17 protein-coding genes are annotated in these 13,476 nt (G+C 45.9%); 3 read left to right on the forward strand and 14 right to left on the reverse strand.

The annotated features are described in order from the left end of the window. Positions 1-336 precede the first annotated feature (336 nt). Positions 337-570 (reverse strand): hypothetical protein, encoded by a 234-nt coding sequence (locus NSMM_RS00330; RefSeq protein WP_090283481.1) that lies wholly within the window; start codon positions 568-570, stop codon positions 337-339. 338 nt (positions 571-908) lie between these two features. Then, complete coding sequence (locus NSMM_RS00335) at positions 909-1,253, reverse strand: hypothetical protein (RefSeq protein WP_090283483.1); 345 nt, start codon at positions 1,251-1,253, stop codon at positions 909-911. A gap of 221 nt (positions 1,254-1,474) precedes the next feature. On the opposite strand from NSMM_RS00335, the gene NSMM_RS00340 reads away from it, so the two are divergent. Further along, a complete protein-coding gene (locus NSMM_RS00340; RefSeq protein ID WP_090283486.1) occupies positions 1,475-2,662 on the forward strand; it encodes a calcium-binding protein in 1,188 nt (395 codons plus the stop codon). Positions 2,663-3,252: 590 nt separating this feature from the next. On the opposite strand, the gene dnaB is transcribed toward NSMM_RS00340, so the two are convergent. From dnaB to glyA, 7 genes are all read right to left on the reverse strand, one after another. Continuing rightward, positions 3,253-4,632, reverse strand: a complete 1,380-nt coding sequence (gene dnaB, locus NSMM_RS00345) for a replicative DNA helicase (protein WP_090283488.1) — start codon at positions 4,630-4,632, stop codon at positions 3,253-3,255. Positions 4,633-4,724: 92 nt separating this feature from the next. Further along, positions 4,725-5,180: a 50S ribosomal protein L9 gene (gene rplI, locus NSMM_RS00350; protein WP_090283490.1), complete on the reverse strand. Its 456-nt coding sequence runs from the start codon at positions 5,178-5,180 to the stop codon at positions 4,725-4,727. 17 nt (positions 5,181-5,197) lie between these two features. Then, entirely contained in the window at positions 5,198-5,476 is a 279-nt protein-coding gene (gene rpsR, locus NSMM_RS00355) for a 30S ribosomal protein S18 (protein ID WP_090283492.1), read from the reverse strand. A 40-nt stretch (positions 5,477-5,516) separates the two neighbouring features. After that, complete coding sequence (gene priB, locus NSMM_RS00360; RefSeq protein ID WP_245654617.1) at positions 5,517-5,819, reverse strand: primosomal replication protein N; 303 nt, start codon at positions 5,817-5,819, stop codon at positions 5,517-5,519. A gap of 28 nt (positions 5,820-5,847) precedes the next feature. Beyond that, on the reverse strand, positions 5,848-6,309 hold the full coding sequence (gene rpsF / locus NSMM_RS00365; protein ID WP_090283497.1) for a 30S ribosomal protein S6: 462 nt from the start codon (positions 6,307-6,309) through the stop codon (positions 5,848-5,850). A 276-nt stretch (positions 6,310-6,585) separates the two neighbouring features. Continuing rightward, entirely contained in the window at positions 6,586-7,056 is a 471-nt protein-coding gene (nrdR, locus tag NSMM_RS00370) for a transcriptional regulator NrdR (protein ID WP_090283499.1), read from the reverse strand. Positions 7,057-7,105: 49 nt separating this feature from the next. Further along, a complete protein-coding gene (gene glyA, locus NSMM_RS00375; protein WP_090283502.1) occupies positions 7,106-8,356 on the reverse strand; it encodes a serine hydroxymethyltransferase in 1,251 nt (416 codons plus the stop codon). A gap of 259 nt (positions 8,357-8,615) precedes the next feature. Between glyA and NSMM_RS00380 the strand changes: the two genes are divergently transcribed. Both NSMM_RS00380 and NSMM_RS00385 read left to right on the forward strand, forming a co-directional pair. Beyond that, positions 8,616-9,359: a 4-aminobenzoate synthase gene (locus tag NSMM_RS00380; protein WP_090283504.1), complete on the forward strand. Its 744-nt coding sequence runs from the start codon at positions 8,616-8,618 to the stop codon at positions 9,357-9,359. A gap of 119 nt (positions 9,360-9,478) precedes the next feature. Then, a complete protein-coding gene (locus tag NSMM_RS00385) occupies positions 9,479-10,168 on the forward strand; it encodes an arginine N-succinyltransferase (RefSeq protein ID WP_090283506.1) in 690 nt (229 codons plus the stop codon). A 7-nt stretch (positions 10,169-10,175) separates the two neighbouring features. On the opposite strand, the gene NSMM_RS00390 is transcribed toward NSMM_RS00385, so the two are convergent. The 5 genes from NSMM_RS00390 to NSMM_RS00405 form a co-directional block, all read right to left on the reverse strand. Continuing rightward, a complete protein-coding gene (locus NSMM_RS00390) occupies positions 10,176-11,321 on the reverse strand; it encodes a TIGR03088 family PEP-CTERM/XrtA system glycosyltransferase (RefSeq protein WP_090283508.1) in 1,146 nt (381 codons plus the stop codon). A gap of 275 nt (positions 11,322-11,596) precedes the next feature. Next, the gene (locus NSMM_RS00395) at positions 11,597-11,878 is read right to left on the reverse strand and encodes a ComEA family DNA-binding protein (RefSeq protein ID WP_090283510.1); all 282 of its coding nucleotides are present in this window, start codon (positions 11,876-11,878) and stop codon (positions 11,597-11,599) included. Positions 11,879-12,022: 144 nt separating this feature from the next. Next, a complete protein-coding gene (locus NSMM_RS00400) occupies positions 12,023-12,361 on the reverse strand; it encodes a YraN family protein (RefSeq protein WP_090283512.1) in 339 nt (112 codons plus the stop codon). Positions 12,362-12,376: 15 nt separating this feature from the next. Beyond that, complete coding sequence (locus tag NSMM_RS16685; RefSeq protein ID WP_281200855.1) at positions 12,377-12,511, reverse strand: hypothetical protein; 135 nt, start codon at positions 12,509-12,511, stop codon at positions 12,377-12,379. A 12-nt stretch (positions 12,512-12,523) separates the two neighbouring features. Continuing rightward, complete coding sequence (locus NSMM_RS00405) at positions 12,524-13,474, reverse strand: IS1595 family transposase (protein WP_090283515.1); 951 nt, start codon at positions 13,472-13,474, stop codon at positions 12,524-12,526. Between the last annotated feature and the right edge of the window lie 2 nt (positions 13,475-13,476).

Genomic DNA, 13,476 nt, shown 5'->3' on the forward strand with positions numbered 1-13,476 from the left:
TCCATCAAAACCTCCCGGATGAAAAATATACATCTAGAAAACAACTTTAATTTACCAAAATATGCTTATTTATAACAGCTTATTCTAATGGCTTCCATTAGAAATCAAACCTAATGGGAAATCTGGGATTAGCGCTAATTTTAGTGAGTTAGCGTTATCTATAGATAAATAGAGGGTAAAAAGTGAGTGCGGCATGGCCGATTATCAGGTGCGCTGATAGGACGTATGGCATCATCACATGGTGCTGGTCATGCTGGCAATGCTATTCTTGGTTAGTCAAAAGAAGCTGGGACGCCGCCAATGGCGATGCGATCCATTAATGATCTGGCGACAACATTAGCGCACATGCGCCTTCAAAGGCATCTTATAGCCGGAGAACTGGCTGGAATTATTTATAAGCGGCACCAGAAGAGACCCAATGCTAAAGTCTTCCGGCCGACGGGAAGTGGCTCTGGAGTAATCTGACAAAGTAGAATTAGTCATGTGCACCACAATCTGACTGACGGGAATCATGCCATCAGCAACATCATCAGCCTCTTTAAATCTATCTGAAGAATTTTTCATACCCATCGCAGCAAACCTCCGCAAATTTCGCAACAGGAGTGCCTGTTAGATACGGTAATTTCCAGTATTTAAGGCAAAGACAGTCGCTAATTTACCTTATAATTCCGGAATTTACGCAATATGAGAAGACGTCGCGTTACCGGCAAATCCAGCCGGTAATTTACGCGCGACAAAAACAGGAATTAGAATTAAAGAGACAGCGGGGATGACCTCCGCAGCAGGCAGCGTTTCAAAATGCAAACCGATCCAGGAAATAACACTTGCCCTCCCGACTTTCTATGTCCAGTTTGATGGGAGTGCTATTGCCTGTCGTCAATTAATGGAGCGCTAAAAAATTCTGCGAATCAATAGCCGCCACTAGTGGCACCGCTTTTTTCCTTTAACGCCTCGCTGGCTTCATTGATTTCTTCTTTGGCGTCTTCGTAGGCATCACTGGTAGAATGCTTCAAATCTTCTACAGTTTCATCTATTTTCTCGCCCGCCTGTTCTGCAGAACCCTCCGAAGTATCTGTGATTTCTTCGATTTTCTGTGCAGCTTTTTCGATAGTTTCGTCAATAGCTTTTTTACTGCTATCGATAGATTCGTCTATTTTTTTACCGAGCTGTTCCGCAGATCCTTCCTGCTTTGAGCAGCCTGAAAAAACAAGCGATAGAAAAACCAAGGACAATGATAACAATAATTTATTCATGAGACATCTCCTGCAAAAAAGTAGAAAAATATTGCCAGATATTGCTTATTAAAACAATCAAGCGCTTACATGGTAACATTTACATACCGATTCAGACAAATCACCGCCCAATAACCGCTGTAATTGAAACGCGGCATGCAACACATTGATCAAATCAACCTGAAAACCCAGAAGAAGAGGATCAGTCAAATCCTCTTTGTAAGTAAATTCAGACCATCATCATGACGCAAACTTATCAGGATTTTTTAAATGCACTGGGTTTCAGAGAGTCATCCAGCATTCCGGATGGCGCTCAAAATTATGACGTCGAAAACTCTTTTGGTTTCATCGGCAAGTACCAATTCGGTGAAGCGGCACTTTATGATCTTGGTTATTATGGTGCCGACAACAGCGACAGCAATCTGTTCAAAAATGACTGGATCGGCAACTGGTCAGGCAAGAACGGCATCTACAGCAAGCAGGATTATCTCGACAATGGTTTTGTTCAGGAAATCATCATTCGAGAATGGCAGGGCGTTTTATGGAACAGAATCGAGTTTCTTGCGCTGGATAAGTACGAGGGTCAGGTTCTTAACGGTCAGTCCATCACGCTTTCCGGCATGCTGGCTACCGCGCATTTGATCGGTGCGGGCAGCCGCTCTTCCGATACTGCCGGGCTGAAAGGCTATTTGCTGTCCGGCGCGACCTTCAGTCCCAGCGATGGAAACGGCACCTCGGCAAATGATTACATGGCGCTGTTCGAGGGTTTCCAGACCCCTTTCAGTGTTGATCACAGTATCGATGAAATCATCGCTGGCGGGACGGGGAACGATATTTTGCAAGGCTTTGGCGGCAACGATACATTGATTGGCAATGAAGCAATCGACGTGGCGATCTACACCGGACCTTCGACGAATTACACTGTTCAGCGGCAATCTGATAATCTGTGGACGGTTCACGCGCGCAATGGGTTTCCAGACGGCACAGACACACTCATTGATATCGAGCGCATCCGGTTTTCCGACACATTACTTGCATTGGACCTTGACGGAAATGCGGGCATTACGGCAAAGATTATTGGCGCGGTGTTTGGTGCGGATTCTGTTGCAGACACACAACTGGCCGGCATCGGATTAAACCTGCTAGACGACGGCACGGATTATGAAACTTTAATGCAACTGGCGATTCACGCCGCACTCGGCGATGAAGCCGCCAGCCATGCCACTGTAGTCGACTTACTCTATGAAAACGTTGCTGGTTTTTCGCCCCCCGCTGCCGACGAAGCTTGTTTTGTCGATCTGCTCGACAGCGGCGCGCATTCTGTTGCGTCAATCGGAATATTTGCCGCGGAAACCGCAATTAACCTAGAGAATATAAATTTTGCAGGTTTGTCGCAATTCGGACTTGAATTTGGTTTGTGGTCAGTTTGACCACTATCGATCTGCATCCTGACAACCCGACACTGTACATCAGCCGCACTATATTCGGGCGTCAACTCATGCGCCGGGTTAGATTATTGCATGAGAACAGGACCCATCTCGGTAACCAGGATTTACAGAAATTCAACCGGGCTCCTCCAACAAACGGTTCAGATCGCGGCTTCACACGATCTAATTTTATTATTGCATTCTTGATCTCGATAAACTACTTGGGGTGCATTTCATCGAAGTCCACTCGGACGTTGGATGACAGATAGTTTGCTGAATCCAGCACAAATGCTCGGCCATTTACACTTTTAAAAACAGCCTGGTTTCAGAAATTTTTGCCGTCTTCCTGATGGTGCCTGATGGATAGCAAGGCCAGGCCGGGTAATGCGTCCCATGATAAAAAAGAAATTTCATTGGGAGATGTTTCAACTCCAGCACTACTCAGTATTTTCTTCATGAGGCGCACTGTCAAAAAAGAGTCAATGCGTTTTAAGCAGCGGCTGGATTTGCATCGTATCGCTGCATAAACTGTGCTGGTGACCGCACGTGATGGCGGAGTATTCTTGCAATGTATTTGTTGCGATTACAATCATTTAGTAGTAATCCGTTCGTGCACAATTCTCAAAACGGGTAAACTCGCCAAGAAAAGTCAGATCAATTTTTCCAATCGGGCCATTACGCTGTTTGCCAATAATGATTTCTGCAATACCTTTATCTGGCGTATCCGGGTTGTAGACTTCATCGCGATAAATGAAAAGAATGACGTCTGCATCCTGTTCTATAGCACCGGATTCACGAAGATCGGACATAACTGGACGCTTGTTGGGGCGTTGCTCGAGACTACGATTCAATTGAGAAAGCGCCATGACCGGTACATGCAGTTCCTTTGCCAATGCTTTCAATGAGCGGGAAATTTCAGATATTTCAGCGGTACGGTTTTCGCTATGTGAAATGGAAGACATCAACTGTAAATAATCAACGATAACCAGACCTAATCCTCCATGCTGCCGGTATAGTCGGCGGGCACGGGCGCGTAGTTCGAGTGAATTCAATGCTGGCGTTTCATCAATGAAGATCGGTGCATCATTCAGTTTTCCGAGTGCGTGCGTTAGTCTGGGCCAATCTTCATCTTCGAGACGTCCAGTTCTTACCTTGTGCTGGTCGAGTCGTCCGATCGAGCCCAGCATCCGCATGGCCAGCTGTGTACCGCTCATTTCCATGCTGAATACCGCCACAGGCTTGTTAACTTCCATGGCAACGTGTTCACCGATATTGAGGGCAAAAGCCGTTTTCCCCATGGAAGGTCTACCTGCGACGATGATGAGGTCTCCAGGCTGAAAACCGGAAGTTTTCTGGTCCAGATCGTGAAAACCGGAGGCGATGCCGGTAATGTCGTCCGGGTTATCGCGGTTATAGAGCATTTCAATACGTTCGACCACCTCTTTCAGTAGTGGCTGGATATCGACAAACCCTTGTTTACCATGAGCATTATTTTCGGCTATTTCAAAAATTTTACTTTCAGCCTCGTCCAGCAAATCTTCTGCGGAACGTCCTGACGGATAATAGACCGAGTCAGTGATTTGAGTGCTGACCTGGGCAAGTTTGCGCATGATTGCGCGCTCCCGCACAATCTCCGCATAACGACGGATATTGGCAGCTGATGGCGTATTTTGTGTGATTGTGCTGATGTAGGCCAATCCTCCCACATTCGTCAGTTTTGCTGAATTCTCAAGGGACTCGGCAACCGTAACTACATCAGCGGGTTTATTTTGTTCAATCAGGCGGCAGGTATGTTGATAGATTATCTGATGATCCTGCCGGTAGAAGTCGGTATCAGTAATGATATCGGCTATTTTGTCCCAAGCCTGATTATCTAACATTAATCCTCCCAACACAGATTGCTCTGCCTCGATTGAATAGGGTGGGAGTTTGAACCCATCCTCTGGCATATCCTGGGAATTAAGTGTAGGCATGGCGCATGGACATGGATGGACGTGAAGGTGATCAGTCGATTAAACAAAAAAGGACTGTTGCCAGTCCTTTTTCTGGTGGTTAGTAGTCCGGCTTAAGATGTTGTTTCGCTCACGACAGTGACGGTGATTTGTGCGGAAACATCACTATGCAGCACAATCACAACCGGGTAGTCTCCGGTTTTCTTGAATTGCCCTGCTGGCATGCGAATCATGGATTTCTCGACTGAATATTTTTGCTTGCATAATTCTTCAGCAATATTCAGATTGGTAACCGATCCAAACAGTTTGCCATCAGCGCCAGCTTTTTGCGCAATCTGGATGACCATTCCTTCCAGCTTGGCAGCTAGAGATTCAGCAGCAGATAATGTTTCTGCCTGTTTTTTTTCGAGTTCTGCGCGTCGAGATTCAAATTCAGCAATCGCGCTTTCGGTAGCCCATTTTGCTTTGCCTTGGGGGATAAGATAATTACGTGCGAATCCTCGCTTTACGCTAACGATACTACCCAATGCGCCCAGCTTGGCAATTTTCTCCATTAATATGACTTGCATGGTAACTTCCCTTGATGTTAATGACGATCGGTGTATGGTAACAAAGCCAGAAATCGGGCGCGTTCAATCGCCACATTCAGCTGGCGCTGATAAAATGACTTGGTTCCAGTAATTCTGGCAGGAATAATTTTTCCGTTTTCAGCAATAAAATCTTTCAGTAAATCCACATTTTTATAATCTATGTGCTTGATGCCTTCAGCGGTGAATCGGCAGAATTTTTTGCGCTTGAATAATGGCCGAATGGTTGATTTGTTATTAAAACGGCTATCGGTTTTTTTGTTCCTTGTGAATCTCATCTTGTCTCCATTAAACTTAGAAAGTTAAATAATTTAGTAATTAAAGAACAGCTTCGATCGAATTTGCGTGTAAAACCAATTGGCTGCTCATGCGACTTTTCAAGGTCAGAAAGCCAGTAAGCTTGACATGATCACCGGTACCAAACGAAATCATTTTTTTTGCTATGTCTGCAATACCAGTTACGTGTAGCCTGCAAATTATCTGCCGTTGTATTCCGGCTTCCAGTTGGCTAGACTGATGGTCAAGTTCCAACTCGGCAATCATGATGCCCGCGGGAGTAAAACGTGGTTTTTCAAGCTTGGTGATTACGCCACATATTGTAACTAGATTGCAGTCAGACACATTTGGAATGGATTCCGTAGATTCCAGATCAGGCTGCAGAGTTGGCGGACTCAGTGGTAGCAGCTATTGTTTTTTCATTGGATACAGCTGCTTTGTCCTCTGAAACCTGAGGAGTGGTTACCTGAGGAGTGGTTGTGCCTTCTGAATTGGTTGCTGATCGGCTGCTGGTGTCTTCTTGTACTAACAGTGGTGATGGTTCGGTAACAGGAGAATTCGTGCGAATAACGAGGTGCCGTAATACTGCATCATTAAACTTAAAACTGTAGATCAGTTCATCAAGGGTTGTTTGATCACATTCGATATTCATTAGCACATAATGAGCTTTGTGCAGCTTTTGAATCATGTAGGCCAACTGCCTGCGGCCCCAGTCTTCGGTTCTGTGTATTTTTCCCGCTTTTGATGTGATTGTATTGCTGTAGCGCTCGATCATTGCAGGCACCTGCTCGCTTTGATCCGGGTGAACAATAAAAACAATTTCGTAATGTCTCATGGTTTCCTTATGGGTAACGCCTTCTTTTTGAGTGTAAAGTAAGGCAAGGTTTTAAAAAAGCATAAAAACAAAGATGCTTGACCTGACTATTTAGGATGTCATCGGACAGAGCCATGATCAAGTCGCATCATTTTACTAAATTACTGATCAAACGGCAAAAGTATTCGGTAAATATCCAAAAAAGTAACCGAGCTTGATACTTGCTGGGTCTCCGCCTTGGTGATTTCTATTTCTTGTGATTCCTCGGTCGAGATATTGTGAACCAAGCGTTACTACTCATTTTTTATCAATTGGTGGTGAAGCCTGAACCTCTCTGATCGCATCCTGGAAATCACCGATATCTTCAAAACTTCTATAAACCGAGGCAAAGCGGATATAAGCAATTTTGTCGAGCGTGTAGAGCTCCTGCATAACACATTTGCCGATGGTACGGGATTGTACTTCCTGTGTGCCACTGCCAAGCAGATTTTGTATGATGTGTTCCATGGCAGCGTCGACTTGCTCTGCGGTGACAGGTCTTTTATGTAATGCTCTCCGAAAGCTGGTCAGTAACTTATTCCGGTCAAATTCCACACGATTGCCATCCTGTTTAATGACTTGCGGAAACCGCAATTCGATGGTTTCATAAGTAGTAAAGCGTTTTGCACATGCCATACAGCGCCGTCGGCGACGAATACGGGTTCCTTCATCGTTTTCACGCGAATCAATTACGCTCGTATCTTCTACCCCACAAAATGGACATTTCATGATCCAAGTAATATGTCAGCAAATCTGGATGCTTGATTATCTTCGATCATTACTTCTCATAAACCGGGAATTTTGTACATAGTTCCTGCGCCTGCTGTGCAACTTTTGCCAGCACTTGCTCGTCTTCTGGCGCATCCAGTACGTCAGCCACCAGGTTTGCCAATTTTTCGGCCTCTAATTCTCTGAAGCCACGCGTCGTGATTGCTGGCGTGCCAATGCGGATACCGCTGGTGACGAAAGGTTTCTGAGGGTCGTTGGGAATGGCATTCTTGTTGACGGTAATATGTGCGGTTTCCAGTGCAGCTTCTGCTACTTTCCCAGTCAGGTTCTTCGGGCATAAATCGACCAGAAACATGTGGCAATCCGTGTGTCCGGAAACGATGCGCAGACCACGTTGATGCAGCACTTTAGCCATAACGCGGGCGTTTTCGATTACTTGTTCCTGGTAATTCCTGAATGACTGGCTGGCTGCTTCCTTGAAGGCTACCGCCTTGGCGGCGATGACATGCATCAGTGGTCCACCCTGAGTCTGTGGAAACACGGCCGAGTTGAGTGCTTTCTCGAATTCCGGTTTGGCAATAATGACTCCTCCGCGTGGTCCGCGAAGAGTTTTATGTGTAGTGCTCGTTACAAAATCAGCGATTCCTACCGGATTGGGATAAAAACCTGCCGCAATCAAACCAGCATAGTGCGCCATGTCGACAAACAGATAGGCGTTGACCTGGTCTGCAATTGTGCGAAACCGCTTCCAGTCAATAATGCGTGCGTAGGAAGACGCGCCTGCCACGATCATGCGGGGCCGATGTTCGTGCGCAAGCCGTTCAACTGCGTCATAGTCTATCTCCTCTGTGTCAGGATTCAATCCATAGGCAATTGAATTGAAGATCTTGCCGCTCATGTTGACAGATGCCCCGTGTGTAAGATGCCCACCGTGTGCCAGCGACATTCCCAGCAGGGTGTCTCCGGGTTGCAAGGCAGACAGATAAACGGCAGCATTGGCTTGAGAACCGGAATGAGGCTGTACATTGACATATTCGGCCTTGAACAGCGCCTTGAGCCGGTCAATCGCAAGCTGTTCGACGACATCAACATGCTTACATCCACCATAATAGCGCTTGCCCGGATAGCCTTCAGCATACTTGTTAGTCAGTACGGTGCCTTGTGCCTGTAAGACAGCGGGACTGGCATAGTTTTCAGATGCAATCAGTTCAATATGGTCTTCCTGGCGCTGAACTTCGCCCTTGATTGCCAGCCATAATTCCGGATCGACCTGCTCGATAGTTTCTTGTTTGGAGAACATGATGTTTACTCTTGGAAGTTTATGTTTATACTGTTGCCTTGTATTCTACCATTGCATAGAGAAAGTCAAGAGGAACGTATTTACGGCTAAATTTTTGCATGAATTTTTTTCATAGATATAAAAAATATTTTCATTTGCTTCGTTGCTAGTAATTACGCAAAATCACCAGTTTACTATTCAGGAATCAATTTGACTTCAACTGATGAATTAGCGATGATATTAACGCAAATTCTGTTATTAAACTCTGATAGGGGTAATCATGACTGCAAAAAACTTGTTTAAACACCAGGTCAGCTCAATTATTAAAAACCGCCATCTGTTGCAGCACCCGTTTTATATGGCTTGGACGGAAGGAAAGCTTACACGCGAACAATTGCGGCATTATGCCGAACAGTATTTTTATAATGTTCTGGCTGAACCGACTTATCTCAGCGCGGTTCATTTCAATACGCCTCATTTCCATGATGCCCGTAATAGCGGTGATATCAGCGTTCGTCAGGAGGTACTGAAAAACCTGATTGATGAGGAGCATGGCGAAAAGAACCACCCGGCACTCTGGAAAACATTCGCATTTGCCCTCGGAGCCAATGATCAGAGTTTGGCAGCAGCTGACGCGTTGCCGGAAACACAGAATCTGGTATCAACCTTTCGCGATATTTGCTTAAACCAGCCTTTCTATGCCGGTCTTGCTGCATTGCATGCTTTTGAATCCCAAGTACCCGATATCGCTGCTGTCAAGATTGATGGACTGGCCAGATTTTATGGTATGACCAATCCGCAGGATTACGAATTCTTTTCAGTCCATCAAGAAGCTGACATTTATCATTCTCAGGCGGAGTGGGCCATTATTGAAAAATTTGCTGATACTCCGGAAAAACAGGCTGAGGTTCTGGCTGCTACGAGCAGGGCTTGCGACGCACTTTGGAAATTCCTGGATGGCATTCACGAAACTTACTGTGCAGATCTGATCTGCGAGGAGAAGACTGCTGTAACGTTGCACTGATTCTCTTTTGACGTTTCTGCCTTCGCCCGATAATCAGATTGATGGCAAATCTGATTATCGGGCGTTTGGTTTTTGGCGACAACATTACAATAAGTGGCATTTCGTGACAAACGGGTTCCATGAATAACGATCTTGAGAAAAAATCTGCCATGCACTGGTCGCAGCTGCTGCTGATCGTATTGTTTACGATTATAGTCACTATGGCAGGAACCTACTGGTTCCTGAAGACTTATTATTTTAGTTCTTCTTTCAAACCGGTAGCACTTAACGCAAAAGAGGAAAGAACACTTGGAGCCAAGCTGCAGGCGATCGGATTTGATCTCAATATCTCAACTTCCCGGGCCAATGATAAAAATGATCATGAAATTGACAAAGATGGTTTTCTGAAACCGGAGCAATATTCTGAGAAAAATGCTAGACGCGAGATCGGTTTTACCGAGCGCGAACTGAATGCGCTGCTTGCCAAAAATACAGATCTTGCTCAGAAATTGGCAATCGACTTGGCCGATAATATGGTGAGTGCCAAGCTGCTGGTTCCGCTGGAAGAGGATTTTCCTGTGCTGGGTGGTAAAACCTTGCGTGTTAATGCTGGTATCGGCATGGCCTATCAGAGCCAGAAACCTGTCATTATCCTGAAAGGGGTTAGCATCATGGGAATACCTATCCCGAATGCTTGGTTGGGTGGATTAAAAAATCTAGATCTGGTCAGCGAATTCGGTGTTGATCCTGGATTCTGGCAATCCTTTGCTGCGGGCGTTGAAGATATTCAGGTTGCGGATGGCCAGATCAATATTAAGTTAAAGGAATGAGGTCCTGTCAGCTTTCTTGACGGAGTTGATCGTATACCTGCTGATATTCCTTAAGCATTGTTGACATGCTGAATCGTTGCAATGTGATTTCACGTGATGCTTCTCCATGCGCCAAGCGTAATTCCCGATCCTGCACATAGCGGTTCAATAAGGTCAGTAAAGCGGACTGATCACCGCAAGCAAAAAAATCTCCATTTCGTTCGGCTTCCACCAGTTCAGGGTTGCCGCCGACATGGGTGGCGATAACAGGAATACCGCTTGCCATTGCTTCGAGCAGTGTATTGGAAATACCTTCATTTAGAGAAGGTAATACAAATAGGTCCATTAGTCGCAGCCAGTCTGGAATGTTCTCCTGTGTGCCTGCAAACCAGGTCAGGTCTGCAATCAGCAGATTGCAGGCAAGCTGACGCAGGTCGGCCAGTAATGGCCCGTCTCCTACTATTATTAATCTCGCACGGGCACTCAGATCCGGATATTTTACTAGCAGCGCAGCAAAGGCTCTAAGTAGGGTTGCCTGATCCTTGACAGCCTGGATGCGCCCAACGGTACCAATTATTACTCGATCACGCTCTTGGAAATCTGGAGGCAGGAGATCAAGTGCCTTATTCTTTACGGGGTGAAATTTTTCGGTATCCACTCCATTATAAATCTGGGTGATCCGTCGATCATCAATTCCTACCTCGGTTGCCAGATAGTTTGCGAGATGCCTGGAAACCGTAATGTAGCGATGAACCAGAGGCGCATGTAACCGGCGCAACAGTGCGGGTTTACGCTTTTTACCATCAATATTGTCGACGTCCCAGCCGTGTTCGCTGTGGATTCGGCAAGGCACGCGTGCCAGCCATGCCGGAAGCAGTGCATCCAACCCGGATTGATTTCGGGTATGAATGATCGCCGGGCGCAGGCGACGGCACAATGTGTAAAGCTCCCGCTGCATTTTCCAGACACCAACTCGTGAGCGATGCAAGGCAATGACATCAATATTCTGGGGCTGAATACGGTCACGAAAATCCGAGAAATCTTCCACGCATACGATTGCATGGCGATAAACAGACCCTGGCATCTTGTTGATGAGATTGACCAGGCCGTTCTCCAGTCCTCCTATGCGAAGATGATGGATGACATGCAAGATTAGCGGAATGGTTTCTGGCATTTACCTGAGGCTCGGTACGCAGGGAAATTGAATCAAGAGATATCGGAGTATAAGTTTCAGATTGAGGCTTGTAACAATTAATCGAAAAAAACTGGAAAGTGTTGCTTTGATAAAACAACCTTTTGCAAGAGAGTTTGCAAGGTGGTTCATATAATTTCTACTATTTAACAATTCATAAGGGCATCTCTAAAAACCCATATTTCGTCACAATACTGTATTGCTTGGAACTCTGAATTATTAGAGGCGCCCATCAGATCTTTTTGCTTTTTGAAATCTTATTTTAATACTTCAGCCTGTTCAATGGTATCTGAAACGACAATCTGATCACTCAGTTTCTGGACGGTGTTTGTACCGATACCTTTGACCCGAGTCAATTCGTTCACCGATTTAAACTGACCGACCTGATTGCGATATTCGATAATGGCCTTGGCTTTAGCTGGACCAATACCTTTCAATGTTTCCAGCTCGGATTGTGTGGCTGTATTGATATCAACAGCGGAAAATACAGGGTTGCTAAAACAGAAAATGACCAGAAAAACCAGAAAAAATTGTTTCATCATTTACTCCATTAAAACAGGTTAGAAAATTTGAAATTTTCCCAGCAGGGATTTTTTACTTCCGGAATGGAATATTTTCCGCAAGCAAAAAACAGCTATCGACCTGTTCTTCCGAAGCTTTAGTATTTTTTATTAACTTTTAAATCATGTCGCATCGAATGCGTTCTGTACCCATTCTATTTTATTATTTCCGGAAATAAGAATGGCATCGAAACGACAGGGCATATCGCAATCCTGTTGAGCCAGATAATGTCTGGCGGTTTGGATAAGTTTTGCTTGTTTGCCAGGGGTGATGCTGGCAGCAGCACCGCCATACCGCTCACTGTTACGCATTCTGACTTCGATAAATACGAGCGTATCGCCATCCTGCATGATTAGATCGATTTCTCCAAAGCGACAGCGATAATTTTTTGCCAGCAACCTTAGCTTATTCCGGTTCAGAAAAATTGCTGCCTGATTTTCAGCATCGTGCCCTTTATGCATCTGTGGGTAATGAACTCAATTATCCGGAATGACTTTGCCCTGGCTGAATATTGCCGGTATTAGCCTGCGATTGAAATGACCGGACGGATCAAGGCGGATAAACCCGCTGACACCATCCAGTACGATTGTCTCTGGTGAGTGATATTCCAAAATTTTACCTGATTAGTTACCTGTCTCAGAAATTCTCAATATACCGATCGGAAGAGGTTCTGTCGTTGCGGCGGCGCGCAGCAATCGCGGCACCATGGCAGCCAAATCAAAACGGCGATTGAAGCGATAGGAGAATTCTGCAAGATAGCGCTGTGCATACTTGGCGTGATTGAATGCATGGTAGGTTCCGCTGAAGGCAGTCTTGAGATTGCCAAGAAGCGTATTGACCCAGCGAAACTCGGCACGCTGCACAGCAGATTTGCCACTTCCCACAATATGGCGCTCATGCTGCGCGGCTGTATGCGTAACCGCCCCGAAACACCCCAAACCATCAGATACGACTCGTGCAGTAGATGACAGACATTCAGCCGACCACTGTTTGAGCGCTTCATATGTAAAACCCGCTACGGGGGTCAAGCGTATATAAAGTGGCTTCCCCTCGCTGTTTGTTTGTATTGCCGCTACAAATGGCGTCTTACTTGCCGCGCCCCGCCCGCGCTTTCCCGGCCTTTCACCTCCCAGATAAGCATCGTCAACCTCCACGCGTCCATCCAGACGGCGTTGCTCTTCGCGCAGCAGCATGGTCTGTAACAGCTTATGCTTGATCGACCATGCCGTTTTGTAACTTACCCCCAGCTGACGTTTGAGTTCCAATGCACTGACCGCATTCTTGCTTTGCGTCATCAAGTAAATGGCCAGAAACCAGGTTCTTAGCGGTAATTTAGTATTTTCAAACACGGTGCCGACAATTGAAGAACATTGGTAGCCACAATCCAGGCATTCCCATAGCTTGCGGCCGTTATGGGTACAGGAATATCGCTCCCCATCGCAGCGCAGGCATCTCCAGCCATGTGGCCACCTCGCAGCAAACAATGCTGCTTCACATTGTGCTTCCGTGCCATATTGATGCAGAAATTCATGCAGTGACAGGCCTGCCTGAAACTGAATTTTATTCATCGCCATTG

It is taken from the genome of Nitrosomonas mobilis, from assembly GCF_900103035.1.
GTDB classification, from domain to species: Bacteria; Pseudomonadota; Gammaproteobacteria; order Burkholderiales; family Nitrosomonadaceae; genus Nitrosomonas; species Nitrosomonas mobilis.